We start from the raw sequence: 22,572 nt of genomic DNA on the forward strand, positions 1-22,572 counted from the left end.
GTCGTCGGACCAATGACTACCCGCCAGCGTAGCCGCTCCGGGTGACCGACAGTCGCAGCCGGTCGTCCCGGGTCAGCACGGCCAACCCCTGCCACCCCCGCGGCGCCTTGCCCGCGGCGAAGCGTTCACGCAGGCGGGCGGCACGCCGGACGTGCCGGGAGAACGAGCGCGACCGGATCAACCGCCCCCGCCGGACCTGCCCGGACAACGCCTCCTCGGGACTGGCGTCGAGCCACAGGAAGTGCCGGGGCCGCCGGGCGACCCAGCCGACCAGGACCAAGCCGGCCCGGGTGGTCGGACGCGTCGACGGTTCGTGGACGAGCAGCAGCCCGGAGCCCGTGACAGCGAACCAGAGGATGCGCGCCCGGTGCGCCAGGTGCACGAGGGGCCGGTAGAAGCGGTAGGGCAACGCGGCGGGTAACACACCCCGGAGGTAGGCGCGCACCTGGTCGGAATCCAGCACGACGGCCGGCGCACCCCCCGTGTCGACTCCGGCGAGCAACGTCGTCTTCCCAGCGCCCGGCAGCCCGGCAAGCACCACAAGGGCTCGCGGCGCTACGGCGACGGCGTTCATCACACCCATACTAAAGAGACGTTTCGGACGCCCCGGAGTTCCCGGACACCTCGGACAGCCTCTCCCCCCTCCCCCAAACGCCGAAGCGCAGCGCCCACCCACCTACCTGCGTCGTGTCATCCCCGTACGGCCTGCGCGCCAGCGAACCGCGCTTGGTAGGGGAGGGCAAGCACGCCCTTCGCTTGCCCTCCCCTACCAAGGGTGGTTGTCTCCGACCAGGTCGTACGGGGATGACACGACGCCCACCGCACTTCCGTCATCCTCGGCGGTCTGCCCGTCCGGCGAGGACGCCTTTCCTACTCCGGCTCCCAGGCGACCAGCCGGTCGAACACACGTAGATCACCTTCGAGCTTCAGCGAATCCACCGACAACCGCCCGTACAGCGTCAGGACGAAATCGCTGGCCGTGCCCTCGGCAGAGGCGTCGGCCACTTCCCCACCTTCAGGCAAACGGGCAGCCCGCGCGCCTTCAGCGGACAACCACAGACGCCAGGAACGACCCTCGACAACGTGGTAATCGACCACGGCAGGCTCGTGCGGCCAGGGAGACGTAGTCGCACAACAGGTCGACAAGAACTCGTCGACACCATCAAGCGCCACCTCCACCGGCAGCGACTCCGGCACACCCACGGCCAACTGCGCGTCATAGGTGTGGACCGCGACCTCTTGCAGTTGATGCCGGGCAACCGCACCGGCGGTCTGCGGCGACTGCGACCGGCCCCACCACGTCCAGCAACCACGATCCGGACCGGCCTCGCGCAGTGCGCCCTCCAGGTGCCGCGCCGCTTCGGCCAACCAGGCCAGCTGGGCCTCGCGCTCTTGCGGCACGGCCGGGGCGGACTTGCCCGCAGGCCCGGCAGCGGGCCCCGCAGCGACGTTGCCGGCCCAGCGGTAGCGCCCGTCACCCAGGTGCCGCACCAGATCCAGGAGCGTCCACCCCGGGCAGGTCGGCACCTCCACGTCGAGGCTGGGCGCAGCGGCGACCGCAGCCCGGAACGCGGTCGACCGTTCGTCGATCAGCCGCAGCAGACCGGGGAAATCCAGAGCTTCTTCCACGTCGGCTGTCTAGCACCGCGCACCCGCAACCAACAGCGATTTTCGGGGGCCGCAACCACCGCCGGCCTCCGGCCCGGCGGCCTCCGGCCCCCGACACAATCATCCCAGCCACCACCGACAATCCGGCGTTCGAAAGCTGAGAGCGCACAGCGCGTCCTCCGGCCAACCAACCGCCGACCGCCAACCAACCGCCAACCGCCGACAGCACCGCCGACCGGCGACCGACAACCGGCGACCGGCGGCGTCAACCGACCGCCCGCCACCGGCCAACCGCTGACCGCCGAACAGCCACCGACCGACCACCGACCGACAACGGGCCAACCGACCGACGACCAGCCGCCCGGCCGGAGATCCGCGCGCGAAGTCCCGATCCGGTGTGTCCAAGGGCGGCCCAACCCCTCAGTGGACCGCCCCCGGACCTTTCGTCGGTGACGCTCCGTCCGCCGTGCTTCCGGCGGCCCCCCGCGTCACAGCAGAGAGCCTGCCGTGGGACGAGGCCGCAGGTCAGCGTGACCACCCGTGTCGGTTGTGCGTAGACCTACGCAACAGCACACGGCCGTTCAGCAGGCAGCCGCCAGGACCGCCTGTTCCACCGTCCGGCGCAACTCGCCGTCCAGCCCACCCGACGCCGTGATCGCGAACGAGTCCACCACCGTCGACCCCAGCGTGGACACCCTCGCCCACACCACGTCGACCCCGGACCGCTCCAACGCGTCGGCCACCCGGTGCAGCAACCCGATCCGGTCCGCCGCCCGCAACTCCAGCACCACCGCTCCGGTCGACTCGTCGTCGAACCACAGCACCTTCGGCGGCGGCGGGTCCTGGGGCGGGCCTCCGTAGTCGCGTTCCTTGGCCGCCAACTTCTCGGCCAACGGCAGGGAACCGTCGACCGCGCGGGTCAGCTGCTCCCTCAGCAACGTCACGTCCGGCAACGAACCGAACCTCGGCGACACCGTGAACACGTCGACCGCCGCGCCCTCGTGGGCACCCAGCACGGCCGAGTGCACCTCCAGCGAGTTCAACGCGAGCACCCCGGCGGCCCGGGACAGCAGACCCGGCCGGTCGGGGGCCACCACGGTCACCGTGGCCGCCTGGCCCGACGGGTCCACCAGCACGTCGGGCTTCCCGGACGTCGACACGGACGCCGCGAGGTCCCGCTGCCGCTGGTCCAACGGCTCGGGCTCGGGCAACGGGTCGCCGGCCATCGCCGTCCGGCAGCGCGCGACCAAGTCGCCGATCAGCGACGCCTTCCACTCCGACCACACGCCCGGACCGGTCGCCAGGGCGTCTGCCTCGGCCAGCGCGTGAAGCAGTTCCAGCAGGACGGCGTCACCGTCCAGGGTGTCGACCACGCGCCGGACGGTCGCCTCGTCCTCGACGTCGCGTCGGGTCGCGGTGTGCGGCAGCAGCAGGTGGTGGCGCACGAGCGCCGACAACGTCACAACGTCCTGCGGCCACAGGCCCAGGCGCTCGGCGACCTGGGTCGTCAGGGCGGCACCGACCTCGGAGTGGTCCTGTGCCCGCCCCTTGCCGATGTCGTGCAGCAACGCGCCCAACAACAACAAGTCCGGACGGGACACACGGGTGACCAGACGCGCCGCGTGTGCCGTGGCCTGCACCAAGTGCCGGTCGACCGTCCACATGTGGGAGGCGTCGCGCGGTGGGAGGTCGCGCACCGCACCCCATTCGGGGAACAACCGCCCCCACAGGCCGGTGCGGTCCAACGCCTCCACCACGTCGATCAAGCCGGAGCCGCTGCCCAACAAGGCCAGCAGCTCCTCGCGCGCCTCGCTCGGCCACGGCCGGCGCAGCTCCGGCGCGGAGTCCGCGAGCCGCGCCAACGTCCCGGCCGCGATGGGGTGCTTGCTGCGCGCCGCCGCCGTGGCGACCCGCAACAGCAGCGCCGGGTCACGGCCGGGCATCGCGTCACGGGCCAGCGCGACCTCGGTGCCGTGCAGCACGACGCCTTCGTCCAACGGCCGCCGCGCGGGCATCCGGCGCAACGGCGAGCGGGCGAACACGCCCAGCCCCCGCTTGGGTACCGCGGCACGGGCCGTGCGCATCGAAACGTCCACGGCGTACACGATCGTGCGGGCCGCCGACGACAGGGCGCGCGCCAGCGCGAACCGGTCGGCCAAGCCCAACGCGGTCGCGACCTCGTCACCGTCCTGCGCGCGCAGGACGTCCCTCGGCCGGCGGGCCACCCGGCGCAGTTCGGTCCGCACGTCCAGCAACAGCCTGCGGGCTTCGTCCACATCGGCCGACGGCCGGTCGGTCAGCTGCGCCGCGGACAGGCCGTCGAGCAGGGTCACGTCCCGCAGCCCGCCACGCCCGTGCTTCAGGTCCGGTTCGACGCGGTGCGCGATCTCGCCGCTGCGGGCCCAACGCCGCTGCGCCGCCTCGGCCATCTCGTCCAGCCTGGTCCGCACCCCGGACCGCCACGCCTGGCGCGCGCTGTCCGCGAGCCGCCCGCTGATCTCCGCGTCGCCCGCGATGTGCCGCAGGTCGAGCAGCCCGAGCGCGGTCCGCAGGTCGCCGGACGCGACGCGCAGCGCCTCGCCGACCGTGCGCACCGAGTGGTCCAGGCCGATGCCCGAGTTCCACAGCGGGTACCAGAGCTGCTCGGCGATCGCCTCGACGCCCTTGTGCCCGCTGTGCACCAGGACGAGGTCGAGGTCCGAGTACGGCACGAGTTCGCGCCTGCCCAGCCCGCCCACCGCGACCAGGGCCACGCCGCCGCCCGGTCCGCCGACGCCCGACTGCGCGGCGTGCGCGGTCAGCCAGAACTCGTGCAGGTCCACCAGCGCCTCGCGCAGCGGCTCCCCCGTCAACCGCCGCCGACCCGGCGCGAGCAGTCGATCCCGTGCCCGCACCAGGTCGTCGGCCGTGACGACGGCCGTCCCGACGTTGTCCACCACGGCCGTCCCCCGTTCCACCAGAGCATTCCCACTGGACGCCCGCGAAGCGCTACAAGGCGTCCGTGCCGCGCTCCCCGGTCCGCACCCGGACGACGGTGTCCACCGGGGTCACCCAGACCTTGCCGTCGCCGATCTTGCCGGTGCGGGCGGCTTCCACCACGGCGTCGAGCACCTTGTCGACGGCCGTGTCGTCGATCAGCACCTCGATGCGCAGCTTCGGCACGAAGTCCACGGAGTACTCGGCACCCCGGTACACCTCCGTGTGCCCCTTCTGCCGGCCGTAGCCCTGCACCTCGCTGACCGTCATGCCGAGCACGCCGAGCTGCTCCAGCGCCGTCTTCACGTCGTCCAGCGTGAACGGCTTGATGATCGCGGTGACCAGCCTCATGACTTGTTGCTCCCCTCAAGCACCGCGGCTGCGCCGGCGGCGACACTGGGCCTGCTGTTGCCACGCGACCCGAGGCCGCTGCCGAACTCGTACGCCGTCTCCGCGTGCTCGGCCTCGTCGATGCCGCCGATCTCGGCCTCCTCGTCGGTGCGGAAGCCGACGAGGAACTTGACCAGGTAGCCCAGGACCAGGCTCAGCACGAACGAGTAGCCGAGCACCGCGCCCGCGCCCACCACCTGCCGCCAGAGCTGGTCCACGCCGCCACCGTAGAAGAGGCCGTTGACCGCCGCAGGGGCCGCGTCGCTGGCGAACAGGCCGATCAGGACGGTGCCGGACAGGCCGCCGACCAGGTGCACGCCGACCACGTCGAGCGAGTCGTCGAAGCCGAAGCGGTACTTCAGGCTGACCGCGAGGGCGCACAGCGCGCCGGTGATCGCGCCGACCGCGATCGCGCCCACCGGGGTGACCGCCGAGCACGCCGGGGTGATCGCGACCAGACCGGCGACGACGCCGGACGCCGCGCCGAGCGTGGTGGCGTTGCCGTCGCGGACGCGTTCCACGGCGAGCCAGGCGAGCATCGCGGCGGAGGTGGCGACCAGGGTGTTGACGAACGTGACGCCGGCCGTGGTGTTCGCGCCGACCGCGGAGCCCGCGTTGAAGCCGAACCAGCCGAACCACAGCAGGCCCGCGCCCAGCACGACCAGCGGCAGGTTGTGCGGCTTCATCCGGTCCTTGGGCCAGCCGACGCGCTTGCCCAGGACGATCGCCAGCGCGAGACCCGCCGCGCCCGCGTTGACGTGCACCGCCGTGCCGCCCGCGAAGTCGATGGCCAGCAGCTTGTTGGCGATCCAGCCGCCGGGGTCCACGACGTTGCCGGCCGCGTCCTTGCCGTCGAAGTCGAACACCCAGTGCGCGACCGGGAAGTACACGACCAGCGACCACAGGCCGGCGAACAGCAGCCACGGCCCGAACCGGGCGCGGTCGGCGATCGCGCCGGAGATCAGCGCCACGGTGATGATCGCGAACATCGCCTGGAACGCGACGAAGACGGTCGTCGGGATGGTGCCGGACAGCGCGTCCTTGCCGAGCAGGCCCTCCAGCCCGAAGAACTCGAACGGCTTGCCCAGCAGGCCGCCGCCCACGTCGGTGCCGAACGCGGTGGAGTAGCCGACCAGCACCCAGAGCACACCGACCACGCCGATCGCGCCGAGGCTCATCATCATCATGTTGAGCACGCTCTTGGACCGGACCATGCCCCCATAGAAGAAGGCCAGGCCCGGTGTCATCAGCAGCACCAGTGCGGAGCTGGTGAGCAACCAGGCGGTGTCCCCTGTATCCACGTCGACCTCCACTGCACGTCGGTTGCAGGGGAGCATCGGGACGTCCTGTTTCGCCGGGCCGCGTGCCGCGTTTCGGGCCGGTGAACTGTCCGGGGCCTGGTGTTACGGGCAGGTTTCCGGAGGTTGAAGGGCGGACGTTCGGCGGTGGCGGCGGCTGTGCGCCGTGGAATCGTCGGTGACGTTCGGTCCGCCCAGAACGCGACCATCGAGTGGTTCTGCCACCCCATCGCGCCCACGCGACGACCGCGGGTCACCGCCGTGCGGTAACGGGACCTGCGCGGCACTCGACATGTCAGACATGACCGGCCATCGCAGGGACGTGCCATGACCTCGGCAAACGAACTCGACGCGCTGGCGAAGGCGTTCGAGAAGGAGCTGTACGACGACTACCGCTTCCTCGCCCGGACCAAGCGGTACCGGGCAGCGGACTACCAGGACATGATCAAGCAGCACACCGGCGTCGGCGCGGCCCGCCTCCTGCTCCGGGACGCGAACGCCTCCGACGGCTTCACCCGGTTGCGGGAGATCGGGATGCTCGCCCACAGCCTCGAAGCCACCGCGCTGAGGCCGAAGTACGGGTCGCTGTTCTCCCCCGACGAGCTGCGGACGGCGCGGTCCCGGCTGGAGGCGCACGGCTTCGACGTCGACCGGTTCCTCAAGGGCCTGCACTAGCGGACCCCGGCCGGCACCGACGAGAACGGGCCGCCCCCGTGCGGAACGGGGGCGGCCCGGTCGTCGGGGTGCTTAGCCGAGCCAGCCCGGCAGGCCGGGCTTCGGGCCCGCCGGCAAGCCGGTCGTGCCGGCCGCACGGGCGGTCGCGGTCGCGGGTTCGACGGCGGCGCAGCGGGTGCCCGTCCGGGGGACTCGCTGCTCGATCAGGTACTTGTCGGTCGTGCCCTGGGTGCACTGGCTGCGGTCGTAGACGCCGTGGCCCCAGCCCTCGTAGGTGACCAGGACCGTGGTGTCACGGCTCTGGCGGTTGGCGTTGACGGCCCACTCGTAGCCCGTCGCCGGGTCGTGCAGGGCGTTGAGCATCAGGATCTTGGGCGCGTTCTTGATGTTCAGCCGGTGCTGCGGGTTGTTGACCTTCTCCGGCAGGCCGATGCAGCCGGCCGTCGCGGAGTGGCCCAGGGCCGAGCCGCGCATGTGCGGCGCGAGCTGCTTGGCCCGGTCGACCAGCGTGGTGAACTCGCGCTGGTTCTTCACCCGGATCGCCCAGTCCTGGCAGAACACGGCCGGGAACGGGTTCTGCGCGGTCTCCACCGCGAACGCCCTCGGCGCGCCGGTGCCCGACGCGAGTTCCAGCAGGGCGGTGGCCAGCGACTGCCAGCCCGGACCGTAGAACGAGCCGAACGCGCCGCCGATGATGTCGTCGGCGGTGAGCTTGCGGGTCGGGTCGCCCGGGTCGGTGATCTCTCCGCGATCCGCCTTCGCCAGCAGATCGTCCCAGAACTTCGCGACGTCACGGCCGTGCAGCGCGCACGACGTGGTCCGGTCGCACCACTTCACGAACTCGGTGAACGAGTCCTCGGCGGTGCGCGCCTCGGTCTCGTTGAACCGCCACGTGTCGAGGCTGTGGTCCATGTTGGAGTCGATCACCATGGTGCGGATGTTGCGCCCGTAGCGCTCGGCGTACTGCTGGCCGATGAGCGTGCCGTACGAGACGCCGTAGTAGTTGATCTTCCGCTCGCCGAGCGAGCGGCGCAGCGCGTCGATGTCGTCGACGACGCCGATGGTGTCGGCGTGGTCGTACATCGGCCCGGTCTGCTTGCGGCAGTCCGCCGCCAGCTCGCGGTTGTAGCGGGCCAGCTTGTCGAACTCGGCCTGGTTGGTCGGGTAGACCGACGGCTGCTTCTGCAACACGTCGATGGAGCACGTGACCGGCCGGCTGCGCGCGACGCCGCGCGGGTCGAAGCCGATGATGTCGAACCGCTCCTGCACGGCGGTGCTGAAGTAGTGGTTCGCGCCCAGGGCGAAGTTGACGCCGGAGCCGCCGGGGCCGCCGGGGTTGATCACCAGGACGCCGATCCGCTTGGCCGGGTCGGTGGCCTTGCGGCGGGCCACGGCGAGGTCGAACTTGTCGCCGCGGGGTTTGGACCAGTCGATCGGGAGTCTCAGCGTGCCGCACTCGACGTCGGCCGCCTCCGGACACGGCTTCCAGTCGATGGCCGCGGTGTCCAGGGCTTGCGCTTCGACGGGGTCGGCCGACGCGGTCGACGTCATGCCGACGACGAGCGCGACGGCCGTGCCCACGCCGCCTAACGCGCGGAAGATCGGTCGCACAGGGTTCCCTCCCTCTGTCACCCGGATGGGTTTCCGCAGGCTTTCAGGGGAGTGAAGTGACGCACAACCAACTGAAGTCGGACACAAGGTACGCCGGTGGGTTGACCACTTCCATACTAACGAGTGAGCGCGCGGTAGCTTTCCGTGATTGCCGCCAGGCCGCTGGGAGTGAGCGCGCCGACCAGCCGCAGCCGGGCCATCCCGCCGTCCGGGTAGATGTCCAGCCGGGCGTGCGTCGCCTCCGGACCGGTGGCCCCCGGCCCGGTGACCCGGAACCGGTGCCGGGTGTCGGGCTGCAACCGGGTCCGGGGCAGCAGGTCGACCCAGTCGCCGCCGACGCGCTCGTCACGCACCCGCACCGACGCCCAGCCCGGCGCGTTGCCCTTGAAGTGGCTGGTGTCCAGTTCGGCCAGGCGCACCACGCCGGGCGCGGCCAAGGCCAGCTCCACCCAGTCGTTGCCGTCGTCACGGCGGCGCGCGGTCTCCCAACCCTCGCCCATCACGGCCGCGTGGCCGGGCGCGAGGAGGTTGGCCGGGTCGCTGTAGAACGTGTTGCTGCACCCGGTGACGGACGCGCCGTTCTCCAGCGCGGCCAGGTCGACGGCCTCGGGCACCAGCAGGTCCGGGTCCGGCACGGGCGAGCCGAACACGCGCAGCCGCGCCACCCCGCCGTCCGGGTGGATGGTCAGCCGGACGTGGGTGAACCGGCGGTGCGCCGACACGTCGAAGTAGTGCTTGCGGTCGCCCTCCAGCGGCGACCGGGGGACCACGACCTCCCAGCCGGTCAGCTCGTCCGGGGCCGGGTGGCCCGGCGCGTGGGTCGCCTCGACGGTGGCGGCCGGCGGGTAGTTGCCCTTGAAGAACGCGGTGTCCACCACGACGCCCCGGATCACGCCGGGCAGTCCCAGCCGGACGATCGCGCGGTCGTCGCCCGGTTCGCGCCGCCGGCGGGTCTCCCAGCCGTCGTAGACCTGTCCCTTGTGGCCGAACGTGTAGGGCCGGTACTCGGGCTCGGCGCGGGTGATCAGGTTCTCGCGCTCGGCGAACAGCTCGTCGTCGGCCCACGCGACGGTGCCGCCCGAGGCGCGGGACGCGAGATCGGGCAGCCGGGTCCAGCTCGGGGTCATGACTCTCCTCTGCTCAGCAACCGTCCCAGGGGCGTCTCGCCGGTGATCCGCCGACCGCGCAGCCAGGTCTGCCGCACGACGCCGGCCAGCGCCCGGCCGTGGTAGGGCGTCACCGGGTTGCGGTGGTGCAGCCGGTTCCGGTCGACCACGAACGCGTCGTCCGGGGCGAACACCGCGAAATCGGCGTCCCGGCCCTCGGCGATCGCGCCCTTCGAGCGCAGCCCGACCAGCTCGGCGGGCCTGCGCGCCATCCACTCGACCACGTCGGCCAGCGCGTGCCCGCGCCGCCGCGCCTGCGTCCACACCGCCGGGAGCCCCAGCTGCAGGCTCGCGATCCCGCCCCACGCGGTGGCGAAATCGCCTTCCTTCAGCTCCGGCGTGCACGGCGAGTGGTCGCTGACCACCAGGTCCAGCACACCCTCGCGCAGGCCCCGCCACAGCTGCTCGCGGTTGGCCGCGTCGCGGATCGGCGGGCAGCACTTGAACTGCGTGGCGCCGTCGCCGATCTCCTCGGCCACGAACGTCAGGTAGTGCGGGCAGGTCTCGGCGGTCAGCCGCAGCCCCTCCGCCTTGGCCCCCGCGACCAGTTCCAGCGCCGGCCCCGAGGACAGGTGCAGCACGTGCAGCCGCGCCCCGGTCCGCCGGGCGACGCCGACCAGGTCGGCGATCGCGTGGTCCTCGGCCCGGTGCGGCCGGGAGGCCAGGAAGCCCGGGTAGTCCGGCCCGGACTCGGTCACGTCGTGCGGGTGCTCGGCGTGCACGATGGTCAGCGCGTCCGGCAGCGCGGTCAGCGCGGCGGTCAGCTCGGGCAGCTCGACGTGCGGGAACTCGTCCACCCCGGAGTGGATCAGGAAGCACTTGAACCCGAACACGCCCGCGTCGTGCAGCGGCCGCAGGTCCGCCGCGTTGCCGGGCACGATCCCGCCCCAGAACCCGACGTCGACGTGCACCGACCCCTCCGCCGACGCCCGCTTGACCGCCAGCGCGGCCACGTCCGTGGTGGGCGGCAGGCTGTTCAACGGCATGTCGACGATCGTGGTCACGCCGCCGGCCGCAGCGGCGCGGGTCGCCGTGGCGAACCCCTCCCACTCGGCCCGGCCGGGGTCGTTGACGTGCACGTGGGTGTCCACCAGACCGGGCAGCAGAACCTCGTCGTCGGCCAGCTCGACCACCCGGTCGCCGTCGAGCCGGTCGATCCCGGTCACCGCCGCGATCCGGCCGTCGCGCACGCCGACGTCGGCGGCGGTCTCGCCGTCCGGCGTGATCACCCGGGCCGCCCGCAACACCAGGTCCATGGGGGTCACTCTCCCAGCCACTCGGCCGCGATGCGACCACCCAGGCGGGCCAGCAGCGGCTCCGGGGCGGCCAGGCAGCGGGTCAGGTCCGGTTCCACGTCCAGCAGGGTGTAGACGGCGCGGAGCCCGAGGTCGTCCGGCACGACGCTGGAGCGGCCCGCCACGGCCACCACCGGCACGCCCCGCGCGGCCTTCGCCACCCCGGCGGGAGCCTTGCCGTGCAACGTCTGCGCGTCCAGCGACCCCTCGCCGGTGATCACCAGCCGGGCACCCGCCACGGCGTCGCCGAAGCCGACCAGCTCCAGCACCACCTCGATGCCGGGCCTGCGCCGCGCGCCCAGCACGGTCAGCGCGGCGAACCCGATGCCGCCGGCCGCGCCGGCGCCCGGCGCGGCCACGTGCTCGGTGCCGAGTTCCCGGGCGTACCGCGCGAGCCGTTCCTCCAGCACCGCCACGTCCTCGGCCGACGCGCCCTTCTGCGGCCCGTACACGGCCGCCGCGCCGCGCGGCCCCAGCAGCGGGTTGTCGACGTCGCTCGCCAGCACGACCTCGACGTCCCGGAAGTCCTCCGGGTCGCCCAGGCCCTCGACCATGCCCCGCCCGCCGTCGGTGGTGGCGCTGCCGCCGACGCCCAGCACGATCCGCCGGCAGCCCAGGTCCAGCGCGCAGCGCAGCAGTTCGCCGGTGCCGCGACTGGTCGCGGTCAGCGGCGCGGGCTCGGCCAGCAGCGACAGCCCGGACGCGGCGGCCACCTCGACCACGGCGGTGCCGTCGCGCACCGCGAAGCTCGCGGCCACGGGTGCGCCGTCCGGCCCGGTCACCCACCGGCCGACGCGGGTGAAACCGGCGGCGACGGCGGCGTCCACGGTCCCCTCGCCGCCGTCCGCCACCGGCAGCGCGCGCACGTCGAGTCCCGGCGACGCCTCCCGCAGGCCGCGCGTCACAGCGGTGGCGACCTGCGGGGCGGTGAGCGTCCCCTTGAACTTGTCGGGCGCGACGACCACGTGCCCCATTACGGCAGGGGCTCGTATTCGCGCATCGCGGCGATCGAGGTGCCGTTGGCGGTGTTGCCCTCGCGCTCGATCATGATCTCCACGAGCACCGGGCGGCGGGTCCGCTCGGCCTCCTCGCGCGCCCACTCCAGGGATTCCCGGATGCGGTCCGGTGCGGTGACCCTGGTGCCGGAGCAGCCGTACGCCTCCATGATCTTGACGTTGTCCGAGCCGGTGGTGTCGTAGTGGACGTCCACCTCGTACGCCATGTCGTAGCCGCCGTGGTCCTCGGCCATCCGGATCAGGCCCAGGTACTCGTTGTTGAGCATGATCAGCACGAACGGCACGTCGTACTGCGCGCCGACGGCGAGTTCCTCGACCAGGAACTGGAACGAGTAGTCGCCGACGATGCCGACCACCTCGGCGTCCGGCTCGGTGTTCTTCAGCGCCTTCTTCACGCCGATCGCGGCCGGGATCTCCCAGCCCAGCGGCCCGGCCTGGCCGCACACCTGGTAGTGCCGCGCCTTGTGCGCCTTCTGGTGCTGGCCCGACCAGATCTGGTAGAGCCCGATCGCGGTCACGAAGTACGTGTCCGGCCCGTAGAACTCGTTGATCTCCTTGAACACCCGGGGAGCCTTGACCGGGACGGTGTCGAAGTCCTCGCGCCGCAGCAGGGTCCGCTTGAGGTCCTGCACGCGGGCCACCCACGCGCCCGGCTCGCGCGCGGCGGTGCGCGCCTTCGCCCGCTCCAGCACGGCGGCCAGGAACAGCTTCACGTCCGAGACCACGCCCAGGTCGGGCCCGAACACCTTGCCGATCTGGGTGGGCTCGACGTCGACGTGGACGAACTTCCGGTCGCCCCGGTAGGTGGCGAGGTCGCCGGTGTGCCGGTCGCCGAAGCGCGCGCCCAGCGCCAGCACCAGGTCGGACTCCAGGAACGACGCGTTGCCGTAGCGCTGGGAGGTCTGGATGCCGGTCATCCCGCAGTACAGCGGGTGGTCCTCGTCCAGCGCGCCCTTGCCCATCAGCGTCGCCTGCACCGGCACCTGGAGGTACTCGGCCAGGTCGCGCAGTTCGTCGCCGGCGTCCGCGAGGATCACCCCGCCGCCCGCGAGCAGCAGCGGGCGTTCGGCGGCCAGCAGCAGGTCCAGGGCGCGTTCGACGCGGGCCGGGTGCGGTTCGGGCTTGACCACCGGCAGCGGCGCGTCGATCGAGGCGTCCCACTCGATCTCCTGCTTCTGCACGTCGATCGGCAGGTCGACGAGCACCGGTCCGGGTCTGCCGGAGCGGGCGATCCGGAACGCCTCGCGGAAGATCCACGGTGCCTGCGCGGCTTCCTTCACCTGCACCGCCCACTTGGTGACGGGCGCGGCGATGGCCACGATGTCGACCGCCTGGAACGCCTCCTGGTGCAGCTTGGCGGTGGCGGCCTGGCCGGTGATGCACAGGATCGGCACCGAGTCGGCCTGCGCGGTGTAGAGGCCGGTGATCATGTTGGTGCCGGCCGGGCCGGAGGTGCCGATGGCCACGCCGACGTTGCCGGTGGTGCGGGACCACCCGTCGGCCATGTGCGTCGCGCCCTCCTCGTGCCGCACGATCAGGTGCTCGATCGTGCCGTCCTCTTGCATCGCCTTGTACAGCGGCAGGATCGCCGCGCCGGGGCAGCCGAACGCGGTGTCCACGCCCTCGGACTTGAGGACGTCGACGACGGCGCGCATGACGGGAACCTTGGCCATCAGGCCCTCCCTGCGAAGTTCTCGACGACCTTCACCAGCGCCGAGTGGTCGAGGCTGCCGTACCCCTGCGCCCTGGCGGAGGCGACGAGCTGGGCGATCAGCCCGGTCACCGGCAGCGCGACGTCGGCCTGGCGGGCCGCCGCGAGCGCGATGCCCATGTCCTTGTGGTGCAGGTCGATCCGGAACCCCGGGGTGAACTCGCGGGCGATCATGCTGCCCCGCTTGAGGTCCAGGACCCGATTGGCGGCCAGGCCGCCGGCCAGCACGTCGAGGCCGGCCTTGGCGTCCACGCCGGACGCCTCCAGCAGCACGATCGCCTCGGCCACCAGCGCGTAGATCCCGCCGACCATCAACTGGTTGGCGGCCTTGACGACCTGGCCCGCGCCGTGCGGGCCGACGTGCACGACGGTCTTGCCCAGCACGTCGAACAGCGGGCGCGCGGCGGCGAAATCGGCCTCGTCGCCGCCCACCATGATCGACAGCGCGGCCTGCTCGGCACCGGTCTGGCCGCCGGACACCGGGGCGTCGAGCACCCGGACGCCCTTGCGGGCGGCGGCCTCGGCGACGGCCACCGACGTCTCCGGGCGGATGGTGCTCATGTCGACCAGCAGCGCGCCCTCGTCCAGCACGTCGAGCACGCCGCCCAGCACGACCTCCTCCACCTGCGGGTGGTCGGGCAGCATGGTGATCACGACCTGCGCGCCGCGCGCGGCGTCCACGGCGCTCGCCGCGGCCGTCCCGCCGGCGGCGGCGAGCCGTTCCAGGCCGGCCGCGTCCAGGTCGAACCCGCGCACCGCGTGACCCGCGGCGACCAGGTGGGCCGCCATGGGCGACCCCATGATGCCCAGGCCGATGAAACCGATCTCGGTCATGTCCTGTCCTTCCCGAACAGCCAGTCGTAGCCGCCGGTGACGGCCTTGTACTCCAGGCCGACCCAGCCCCGGTAGCCGGCCGCGCCGAGCTTCCCGAGGTGACCGAAGACGTCGAGGTCGCCGGTGCCGGGCTCGCCCCGGCCGGGCGCGTCGGCGATCTGCACGTGCCCGATCCGGTCGACGTGCCCGACGAGCGCGTCGAGGTCGTCGCCGTTGACGGCGAGGTGGTAGAGGTCGGCGAGCAGCGCGACGTTGGCCCGGTCGACCAAGTCGAGGACGTCGATCGCGTCGATCGCGGTGCGCAGCGGGTAGTCCGGCGCGCCGGAGAGCGGTTCGAGCAGGACCGTGCCGCCGGTCTCGGCGACCACGTCCGCGGCGAAGCGGAGGTTGTCGACGGTCAGCTCGGAGGTCGCGAAGTTGCCGTGCAGCGCGTTGAACGCCGTGCAGCCCAGGCGGGCCGCGAGGCCGGCGGCGATCTCCACGTTGGCCCGGAACTCCGCCTGCCTGCCCGGCCACGACACCAGGCCCCGGTCGCCCGCCGCCAGGTCGCCCGCGAAGAAGTTCAGCCCGACCAGCCGGACGCCGGCGTCGGTGATCGCGGCGACGAGTTCGTCGACCTCGTGCGCGGCGGGTACGGCTTCGGTGAACGGCCACCAGAGTTCGACCGCGTCGAAACCGGCCGCCTTCGCCGCCGCCGGCCGGTCGAGCAGCGGCAGGTCGGTGTGCAGGATCGACAGGTTGAGGTCGTAGCGCATCGAATTCCTTCCACAATGCGGAAGTCATCTTCCGTACATCGAGAGAGTAGGTCGGCGAACCGGAGCCGCGCAAGACTGTTGACACCTGCCGGAGGGCGCTCGTACCGTCGCTCTAGCGGAATCGCGTTTCCGCGATACAGAAACTTGGAGCCCCAGTGCCCGGTTTGGACGAGTTCGACTCCGCGCCGGCGGCGGACCTCCGCCCGCTGCTCACCGAATGCCTCGCCGTGCCCCGCTGGGTCGACGCCGTGCTGGCGGGCCGCCCCTACCGGTCCGAGGAGGCCCTGCTGGCCACCGCCCGGGTCGAGCTGACCGACGACGAGGTGCGCGCCGCGATCGCCGGGCACCCGAGGATCGGCGAGAAGTCCGCGCGCGGCGGCGTCGCCGCGCGCTGGTCGGCCGCCGAGCAGTCCGACGTCGACCGGTCCCTGGCGGACCGGCTGAAGGCGGCGAACGCGGCGTACGAGGACCGGTTCGGGCACATCTACCTGGTGTGCGCGACCGGGCTGTCCGGCGAGGCGGTGCTGGCGGACCTGGCCGAGCGCCTGGAGAACCCGGCGGCGGCGGAACTCCGCGTGGTGAACCGGGAACTCGCCCGGATCGCCGCGCTGCGCCTGCGCAAGGTGCTCCACCCCCACGACACGCAAGGGAGCTGACCGATGGCCATCGTCCTGGGGCCCAACCAGTACGGCAAAGCCGAGAACCGCCTGGTGACGGTGACCCGCGACGGCGCGGTGCACACCGTCCGGGACTTCACGGTGAGCACCTCGCTGCGAGGCGACCTGGAGGACACCCACCTGACCGGCGACAACGCGAAGGTGCTGGCGACCGACACGCAGAAGAACACCGTCTACGCGTTCGCCAAGGAGAGCCCGGTCGGCGAGATCGAGGACTTCGCGCTGCGGCTGGGCCGGCACTTCGTGTCGACGCAGGAACCGATCAGCGGCGCGCGGATCCTGATCGACGAGCACTCGTGGCAGCGGATCGAGGACCACGACCACGCGTTCGTGGCCGGCGGCAACGAGAAGCGCACCACCGCCGTGACGGTCGAGGGGTCCCGGGCGTGGGTCGTGTCGGGCCTGAAGGACCTGGTGGTGCTCAAGTCGACCGACTCGGAGTTCCACGGCTACCCGCGCGACCCGTACACCACGTTGCGGGAGACGACGGACCGGATCCTCGCGACGTCGGTGACCGCGCGGTGGCGCTACCAGGGGACCGGGATCGACTGGGCCAAGAGCTTCGGCGAGATCCGCGCGATCATGCTGCGGACGTTCGCGCACAAGCACAGCCTGTCGTTGCAGCAGACGCTTTACGCGATGGGCGAGGCGGTGCTGGAGGCCCGCCCGGAGGTCGCCGAGGTGCGCCTGTCGATGCCGAACAAGCACCACTTCGAGGTGGACCTGAGCCCGTTCGGGCTGGAGAACCACAACGAGGTCTTCTACGCCGCCGACCGGCCGTACGGGCTGATCGAGGGTTCCGTGCTGCGCGACGACGCGGAGGACCCGGGTTCCGCCTGGCTCACCCTGCCGACGTTCTGATCCCCCACGCCCCGGTCCGCTCGCGGGCCGGGGCGACCACCCGATCTAGTGACTCTCGGTCTTCGCGAGCACCTCGGGCCACTGCCGCTTGAACTGCTCGAAGCCGCGGCGGGTGAAGAACAGCGACGCGTGCGTACCGCCGGAGAACTCCAGTTCGACCAGGTCACCGCCATCGTGCACGGCGGTCACGAGGCTGAAGTCCTCCGAGATGTCGATCTGCGTCGAGACCAGGACCGGACTGCTTCGATACATGGGAGCCTCCCGTAGAGTGCGGTGTCGGCATCAGACCTTCGAACGGAGGCAACTCGGCCTTGCGCTGCAAGGGTTGCGGCAACGAGCCGGCAAGTCGCAACACGAAGCCGGTGGCCACATCGACCGGGCAGCCGCGCGGATCAGCCAGGTCGAGAACGGCCACGGCGTCCTCCGGCACGAGGACCTCGTTGCCCTGCTGGACTTCTACGACGCGACCACCCGCGAACGCGAGACGGTCCTGGCCATCGGGATGCAGGCCCGACGCCGCCAACTCCGCCGCGCTTACACCGACGACCTGCCCGACGCCTTCGCCCGCCTCGCCGATCTCCAGTCCGCCGCGTGCCGCGTCAGGCACTACGAGTTCGGGATCTTCCCGGGGCTGATCCAGTCGCCGGAATACGTCCGGGCGTTGATCCAGATCGCTGGAAGTACCTGGTACGAAACCGAAGCAGCCGAAGCTGCGATCGCCTACCGGCTGGAGCAGCAGCGCCGGGTGCTCGACACCGGCCACGAGAAGGAACTGGCCTTCGTGTTCACCGAAGACACGCTGAAGAACGTGGTCGGCGACGCGGCCCTGATGCAGAGCCAAGTCCTCCACGTGTTGCAATTGGTCGCGAGACACCCGGGGCTCTCCGTCCAGGTGATGCCGGCCGGCACGGCCAACAACCCGGCGCTTGGTGGTGGGCTGGTGGTGCTGGACTTCGTTGCCGCACCGAGGATCGGCTATCCGACCACGATCTACGGTGCGGCAACGTACTACGATCAGGTGGCCGACACGGACGTCATGGCGAGGGTCTTCGAGCGCCTCCGGGAACTCGCGCTCCCGCCCGAGGCATCGAAGGCACTGCTGATCGAGTCTTTGAAGGAGACGTGACCATGCGCCACGACACCGGATGGTTCAAGAGCAGCTACAGCGCCGCCGCGAGCAACGCCTGCGTCGAGGTCCGCATCACCGACACGCACACGGCCGTCCGCGACTCCAAAAACCCCACCGGGCCACGACTGCACGTCCCCGCCACCACGTGGACGGCCTTCGTCACAGCCCTCCACGCCTGACCCCCAGCACCGCAGACCCCTCCAGACGAACGTCAAGCGTCCGTCTCCATCGCGCCGTGGAAGAACACCCGCCGGCAGTTCGGCGGCCGGCGGCCCTCTCCCGGCACGCGCGGCATCTGGAACGACGGCGGCGCGCACTTGCGGCACACGTACCGCAGCACGGGCACGGTCGGGTTGCCGGGCCGGACGGCCAGGCTGTCCAGCACGTCCAGCGGCAGCACGTCGGCGATCGCCGCGCGCGGCACCACGCCCGCGGGCTGGCCGTCCCGCTCCACCAGCACGAACCGCAGCCGCTCGCGCACCACCAGGTCCGCCAGGTCGAACAGCTCGTCGGGGCTCAGCTCGTCCGGGTCGCCGCCGACCACGACCAGGGGCGGGAACCGGTGCGCGACGGCGGTCAGCGTCTCCGAGGTGTCGCCGAGTTCGGCCAGCTCCGGCACGCCGAGCACGCCCAGCGGGTTGCCGTCCGCCGTGACCACCACGATGAACTCGGCGTTCACCCGCTCCCGCGCGGCTCTCGCCTGGGGCACCTCGACGTCGTCCCGCACGACCACGTGACTCCTGGTCAACGACGACAACAGCACCGGCCTCACCGCCAATCACCCACGAGCACGAACGCCGCCCAATGGTAGGGATGCGCGAAAGGGCGCGCGGCGTAATCCACCGGCGGCGGGGATTCCGCTTTCAGCGCCAACAGGTTGAGCCGACGCGCCGCACGCGCGCGCAGCCGTCGGGCGGACTCGCCGCGCGTCCCGGCCAGCGCGGGCCGGACCTCGCGGCAGGTCGCGGCGGCGCTCGCCAGGTCGCCCGCCGCCGTCTGCGCGCCCGCCCGGTCCAGCAGCAGCTCGGCGACCGTCACCGGGTCCACGACGCCGGTCAGTCGTTCGTCGCAGTACGCCACGACGTCCCGCGCGGTCGTGGCGGCCAGTTCCAGCTGGGCTTCGCGCAACGCGTCGGCCAGGCCCGCGCCCGCCCGCACGCGCGAGTAGAAGCCGATCATCAGCAGCGCGGTGGACAGGTCGTCGACCTCCCACAGGCTCGCCACGACGGACGGCGCGCCCGCGTGCAGGAAGGCGCGGGCGAGTTCCTCGCCGGACTCGCCCACGTTCAGCGTCACCAGGTCGGCGGTGACGTCGAACCGGATGACGTCCGCGAACGCGAGTTCCTGCCCGTCGGCCAGCCGGACCACCGATTCGTCGGCCCCGCACGCCAGGTGGAGCAGGTCGGACCCGGCCGCCGGCAACCGGTCCCGGGTGGCCTCGCAGCCGAGCACGGGCCGGGTGCCGAACACCGCCGCCACCCCTGCGGCCTCCTGGCGGGCGTGCACGAGGTCGCCGCGCGGGTCGCCGAGCACCAGCGCCGTGCGCCACCGCCGGTCCGCCTGGGGCTCGCGGCGCGGCAGGGACGCGGACGGCAGCCGGCACACCGGGTTCCGCCCGAGCAGCAACGCGTGCAGCGGCAGGTGGTGCAGAACCCCGTGCGGCACCAGGACGACCACCTCGCCGGGCGCGCAGCGGTCGGCGATCGGCGCGACCATCGGCCCGAACGCCGCCGCGAACGCGTCCACGTCCAGCTCCCGCACGGTCCGGTCGAAGAACCACCCGACCAGCTCGCCCGGCTCCGCCTCCCACTGGTGCACCTCGGGTTCGGCCCGGTCCGGGGTCAGCAGGAACAGCAGGACCCGGTCGGCGGCCACGAAGAAGTCGGCCAGCACGCCCCGCGCGGGAACCGCCGGGGCGGACTGCGGCCGGCCCTCGACCACGTGGGCCTTGGCCCGCCCGACCAGTTCCCACGCGCCCACCGGGTCGCCGGCGGCCAGCGCCACCAGCACCGCCTGCTCGTACACCCACAGGTGGGTGGCCTGCCACGACAGCCGTGACGCCCGGTCGAGCAGCCCGCCGCGCACCTCCTCGGCGATCGCCAGCGCCGCCCGGAACCCGTCCGCCGCCGCCCGGTGCTCGCCCAGCGCGGTCAACGCCACCGCGCGCATCGCGTGCCGGTTGAGCAGCAGCGAGGACTGGGCCCACGCGGGCAGCGGGTAGCGGTCCATCAGGTCGAGCACCGCGCCCGGCTCGGCCCGCTCCAGGTGCACCGAGATCAGGTTGGTGACGAACACCGACGCGTCGTACGAATCCGGTGCCACGGTCGGCAGCACGCGTTCCAGCACGCGGGCCGCCGCGTCGAAGTCGCGCCGGCTCAGGTGCAGGGTCGCCTCCAGGTTCGCCAGCCGGGTGCGGTCCGCGTGGTCGGCGAGTTCGGCGAGCCGGGGCAGGCGGTCGGCGGCCTCGCCCGGCCGGCCGAGGTCCCGCAGCAGCATCGCGCGCTGGTACAGGTCGTCGAAATCGTCGTCGCCGAACCCGTGCTCGGCCGCCTCCAGCGCGCCTTCGAGGTCGCCGAGCTGCTGCAGCGCCCGGGACCGGTGGCAGGCGACCGACTTGCGCAGTTCCGCGTGCACCGCCGCGGTCAGCTCCACGTGGTCGAGGTCCGGTTCCGCCGACGGCCCGAGGTCGAGCCGGTCCTCCGCCGGCGGGCGGCCGACCTCGACCAGCGCGCGCTCGGCGGCCGCGATCCGGTCCAGCGCCTCGGGCACCTGGTACAGCTTCAGGTGCACGTCGGCCAGCCGCAGGTCGACCAGCGCACCGAACACCGGCAGGTCGCGGATCCCGGCCCGCAGCGCGGTCAACCCGGCCGGCGACGCCTCCCACCGCAGCGGCTCGGGCTCCGCCGGCCGCGCGTGCGACCACCCGGCGAGCAGCTCGGCCACGTCCGGCAGCGCCGCCGCCAGGTCCGCGCCGCCGGGGCCGAAGCCGCGCGGCGCGTCCCGGACGTGCACCAGGAACTCCATGACCGGCTTCAACGCGCACGCCCGCTCGACCAGCCACCGCAGGTGCTGTCGCGGGTAGGGCTCGTCGGGCGCCATCAGCACGGCGTCGGTGAGCCGGCCGATCGCGGCCAGCACGCGGCTGCCGGAGAAGCCCTCGTTCCAGTCGGTGTCGACGGCGCTGTGCGTGATCTCGGCCAACCCCAGCCACGCCACCACCTGCCAGTCGCCGGGCAGCCGCCGCCGGGCCTCGGTGAGTTCCCGCACCGCCCGCACCGGGTCGAGCACCCGAACCAGGGCGTGGCCGAGCGCCTTGGCCGTGCCCGGATGGGCGGGGTGGCGCTCCCGCAGGCCGGTCAACGCCTCCACGGCCTGCTCCGGCTCGGTCTCCGCCAGCGCGTCGAGGTCCTCGGCGGCGGCGTCGAGCAGGTCCGCCGCTTCGTAGGCGGCGCACCGGGACAGCAGCGCCTCGGCCGACTCGTGCCGGTCCAGCTGCGCGGTGAAGCACACGATGGCCCGCCGGTAGTCGCCCTCGTCGAACGCCAACTCGCCCAGCACCGCGTACGCCGCGCCCGCCGTCGGCTCGTCGCCGTGGTCGGCGAGCACCCGCGCCTCGGCCGCCGCCTCCGCGATCCGTCCCAGGTCCACCAGCAGGTTCAGCCGCAGGATCGCGGCGAAGTCGGCGAGGGCGCGGCCCGCCGGCTCCGCGACGATCACCTCCTCCAGGTCCGCCAGGGCGTCCTCGGCACGGCCGTCCGCCGCGTGCATCTGCGCCCGGAAGTACCGGTACCGGGTCTCGTCCGGCGCGAGCCCGATCGCCTTGGTCAGCGCCGCCACCGCCTCGGCCCGCCGGTCGACGTGGAACAGCGAGCCGCTCAGCGAGACCAGCGGGCCCGGCGTGTCCGGGACCAGCTCGGCCAGCCGGGTCAACGCGCGCACGGCGTCCTCGTGGTGCTCCAGGCGCGCCGCCGAGTGGCCCAGGAAGTACCACGGCACCGGGGAATCCGGGTAGCGCCCGGCGAACCCGCCGGCCAGCTCCTCGGCGGCGGCGAAGTCCTCCCGCCGGTAGTACAGGTCGTGCGCCACGTCGGCCAGCACCTCGTGGATCGTGCTCGGGTCCGGACCCTCGACCTCCACGCCCTCGGCGCGCAGGACCCCGTTGCGCGGCAACAGGTCCAGCACCGCCGCGGCGTGCTCGGCGGCGATCTCGGGGCGGTCCGCCCGCAGGTGCAGCACGGTCAGCCGCAGCACCGAGCCGAGTTCGGCCGGCGCCGCGCCCGCCCGCCGGGCCAGGGTGCGCAGGTCCTCCCACGGCCGGGTGCGCTCGGCGGGCTCCAGCACGTGCTCGGTCAGCGCGTCCAGCTCTCCGGTGAGCACCACCGTCCACGCCAGGGCGTCGCCGTCGCCGCCGTCGAACCGGCGGCGGGCCTCGGCCAGGCCGCTCACGACGATCAGCACGGCCTGGTCGTGGTTTCCCGAGGCGAGCGCCTGCCGGGCGCTGGCCAGGCGATCGGCGAACATGGGACCTCCGAAGGGGTGGCCGTCCCTGTTTGGGTCGCCGCGAATCGCC

20 protein-coding genes are annotated in these 22,572 nt (G+C 72.6%); 5 read left to right on the forward strand and 15 right to left on the reverse strand.

The window, feature by feature from the left end:
• Positions 1 to 16 precede the first annotated feature (16 nt).
• The 5 genes from AC0HI0_RS27100 to AC0HI0_RS27120 form a co-directional block, all read right to left on the reverse strand.
• Positions 17 to 574 carry an AAA family ATPase gene (locus AC0HI0_RS27100; protein ID WP_480926319.1) on the reverse strand — a complete coding sequence of 186 codons (558 nt, stop codon included), beginning with the start codon at positions 572 to 574 and terminating at the stop codon, positions 17 to 19.
• Between the two features lie 296 nt (positions 575 to 870).
• On the reverse strand, positions 871 to 1,629 hold the full coding sequence (locus tag AC0HI0_RS27105) for a maleylpyruvate isomerase family mycothiol-dependent enzyme (RefSeq protein WP_480926320.1): 759 nt from the start codon (positions 1,627 to 1,629) through the stop codon (positions 871 to 873).
• 560 nt (positions 1,630 to 2,189) lie between these two features.
• Positions 2,190 to 4,565, reverse strand: a complete 2,376-nt coding sequence (locus tag AC0HI0_RS27110; protein ID WP_480926321.1) for a [protein-PII] uridylyltransferase — start codon at positions 4,563 to 4,565, stop codon at positions 2,190 to 2,192.
• Between the two features lie 31 nt (positions 4,566 to 4,596).
• Complete coding sequence (locus AC0HI0_RS27115; protein WP_480926322.1) at positions 4,597 to 4,935, reverse strand: P-II family nitrogen regulator; 339 nt, start codon at positions 4,933 to 4,935, stop codon at positions 4,597 to 4,599.
• Positions 4,932 to 6,275: an ammonium transporter gene (locus AC0HI0_RS27120; RefSeq protein WP_480926323.1), complete on the reverse strand. Its 1,344-nt coding sequence runs from the start codon at positions 6,273 to 6,275 to the stop codon at positions 4,932 to 4,934. The genes AC0HI0_RS27115 and AC0HI0_RS27120 overlap by 4 nt, the downstream gene beginning before the upstream one ends.
• A 324-nt stretch (positions 6,276 to 6,599) precedes the next feature.
• On the opposite strand from AC0HI0_RS27120, the gene AC0HI0_RS27125 reads away from it, so the two are divergent.
• Positions 6,600 to 6,947: a hypothetical protein gene (locus AC0HI0_RS27125; protein ID WP_480926324.1), complete on the forward strand. Its 348-nt coding sequence runs from the start codon at positions 6,600 to 6,602 to the stop codon at positions 6,945 to 6,947.
• 72 nt (positions 6,948 to 7,019) lie between these two features.
• Here AC0HI0_RS27125 and AC0HI0_RS27130 read toward each other — a convergent pair whose 3' ends face one another.
• The 7 genes from AC0HI0_RS27130 to AC0HI0_RS27160 all read right to left on the reverse strand — a co-directional run bounded on the left by AC0HI0_RS27130 (position 7,020) and on the right by AC0HI0_RS27160 (position 15,335).
• Positions 7,020 to 8,558, reverse strand: coding sequence for an alpha/beta hydrolase (locus tag AC0HI0_RS27130; protein WP_480926325.1), 1,539 nt, complete (start codon positions 8,556 to 8,558; stop codon positions 7,020 to 7,022).
• A 116-nt stretch (positions 8,559 to 8,674) separates the two neighbouring features.
• The gene (alc, locus tag AC0HI0_RS27135; protein ID WP_480926326.1) at positions 8,675 to 9,685 is read right to left on the reverse strand and encodes an allantoicase; all 1,011 of its coding nucleotides are present in this window, start codon (positions 9,683 to 9,685) and stop codon (positions 8,675 to 8,677) included.
• A complete protein-coding gene (gene allB, locus AC0HI0_RS27140) occupies positions 9,682 to 10,980 on the reverse strand; it encodes an allantoinase AllB (RefSeq protein WP_480926327.1) in 1,299 nt (432 codons plus the stop codon). The genes alc and allB overlap by 4 nt, the downstream gene beginning before the upstream one ends.
• Positions 10,981 to 10,985: 5 nt before the next feature.
• Entirely contained in the window at positions 10,986 to 11,993 is a 1,008-nt protein-coding gene (locus tag AC0HI0_RS27145; RefSeq protein ID WP_480926328.1) for a glycerate kinase, read from the reverse strand.
• Positions 11,993 to 13,708, reverse strand: a complete 1,716-nt coding sequence (gene gcl, locus AC0HI0_RS27150; RefSeq protein WP_480926329.1) for a glyoxylate carboligase — start codon at positions 13,706 to 13,708, stop codon at positions 11,993 to 11,995. Before gcl ends, AC0HI0_RS27145 begins: the two co-directional genes overlap by 1 nt.
• Positions 13,708 to 14,580, reverse strand: a complete 873-nt coding sequence (locus AC0HI0_RS27155) for a 2-hydroxy-3-oxopropionate reductase (RefSeq protein WP_480926330.1) — start codon at positions 14,578 to 14,580, stop codon at positions 13,708 to 13,710. Before AC0HI0_RS27155 ends, gcl begins: the two co-directional genes overlap by 1 nt.
• Positions 14,577 to 15,335: a hydroxypyruvate isomerase family protein gene (locus AC0HI0_RS27160; RefSeq protein ID WP_480926331.1), complete on the reverse strand. Its 759-nt coding sequence runs from the start codon at positions 15,333 to 15,335 to the stop codon at positions 14,577 to 14,579. The genes AC0HI0_RS27155 and AC0HI0_RS27160 overlap by 4 nt, the downstream gene beginning before the upstream one ends.
• A gap of 155 nt (positions 15,336 to 15,490) precedes the next feature.
• Here AC0HI0_RS27160 and uraD point away from each other — a divergent pair, with 155 nt between their 5' ends.
• Together uraD and pucL are read left to right on the forward strand one after the other, a co-directional pair.
• Positions 15,491 to 15,991 carry a 2-oxo-4-hydroxy-4-carboxy-5-ureidoimidazoline decarboxylase gene (uraD, locus tag AC0HI0_RS27165; RefSeq protein ID WP_480926332.1) on the forward strand — a complete coding sequence of 167 codons (501 nt, stop codon included), beginning with the start codon at positions 15,491 to 15,493 and terminating at the stop codon, positions 15,989 to 15,991.
• 3 nt (positions 15,992 to 15,994) lie between these two features.
• Complete coding sequence (pucL, locus tag AC0HI0_RS27170; RefSeq protein WP_480926333.1) at positions 15,995 to 16,873, forward strand: factor-independent urate hydroxylase; 879 nt, start codon at positions 15,995 to 15,997, stop codon at positions 16,871 to 16,873.
• A 45-nt stretch (positions 16,874 to 16,918) separates the two neighbouring features.
• Here pucL and AC0HI0_RS27175 read toward each other — a convergent pair whose 3' ends face one another.
• Entirely contained in the window at positions 16,919 to 17,125 is a 207-nt protein-coding gene (locus AC0HI0_RS27175) for a hypothetical protein (RefSeq protein WP_480926334.1), read from the reverse strand.
• Here AC0HI0_RS27175 and AC0HI0_RS27180 point away from each other — a divergent pair.
• Positions 17,124 to 17,999 carry a helix-turn-helix domain-containing protein gene (locus tag AC0HI0_RS27180; RefSeq protein ID WP_480926335.1) on the forward strand — a complete coding sequence of 292 codons (876 nt, stop codon included), beginning with the start codon at positions 17,124 to 17,126 and terminating at the stop codon, positions 17,997 to 17,999. The two genes, AC0HI0_RS27175 and AC0HI0_RS27180, sit on opposite strands and share 2 nt — an antisense overlap.
• 2 nt (positions 18,000 to 18,001) lie before the next feature.
• A complete protein-coding gene (locus tag AC0HI0_RS27185; protein ID WP_480926336.1) occupies positions 18,002 to 18,181 on the forward strand; it encodes a DUF397 domain-containing protein in 180 nt (59 codons plus the stop codon).
• A 32-nt stretch (positions 18,182 to 18,213) separates the two neighbouring features.
• Here the strand turns inward: AC0HI0_RS27185 and AC0HI0_RS27190 are convergent, their stop codons facing one another.
• Together AC0HI0_RS27190 and AC0HI0_RS27195 are read right to left on the reverse strand one after the other, a co-directional pair.
• Positions 18,214 to 18,774, reverse strand: a complete 561-nt coding sequence (locus tag AC0HI0_RS27190) for a hypothetical protein (RefSeq protein ID WP_480926337.1) — start codon at positions 18,772 to 18,774, stop codon at positions 18,214 to 18,216.
• Entirely contained in the window at positions 18,771 to 22,523 is a 3,753-nt protein-coding gene (locus AC0HI0_RS27195) for a CHAT domain-containing protein (protein WP_480926338.1), read from the reverse strand. Before AC0HI0_RS27195 ends, AC0HI0_RS27190 begins: the two co-directional genes overlap by 4 nt.
• Between the last annotated feature and the right edge of the window lie 49 nt (positions 22,524 to 22,572).

The sequence above is a fragment of the Saccharothrix sp. NBAS 001 genome, assembly GCF_056640475.1.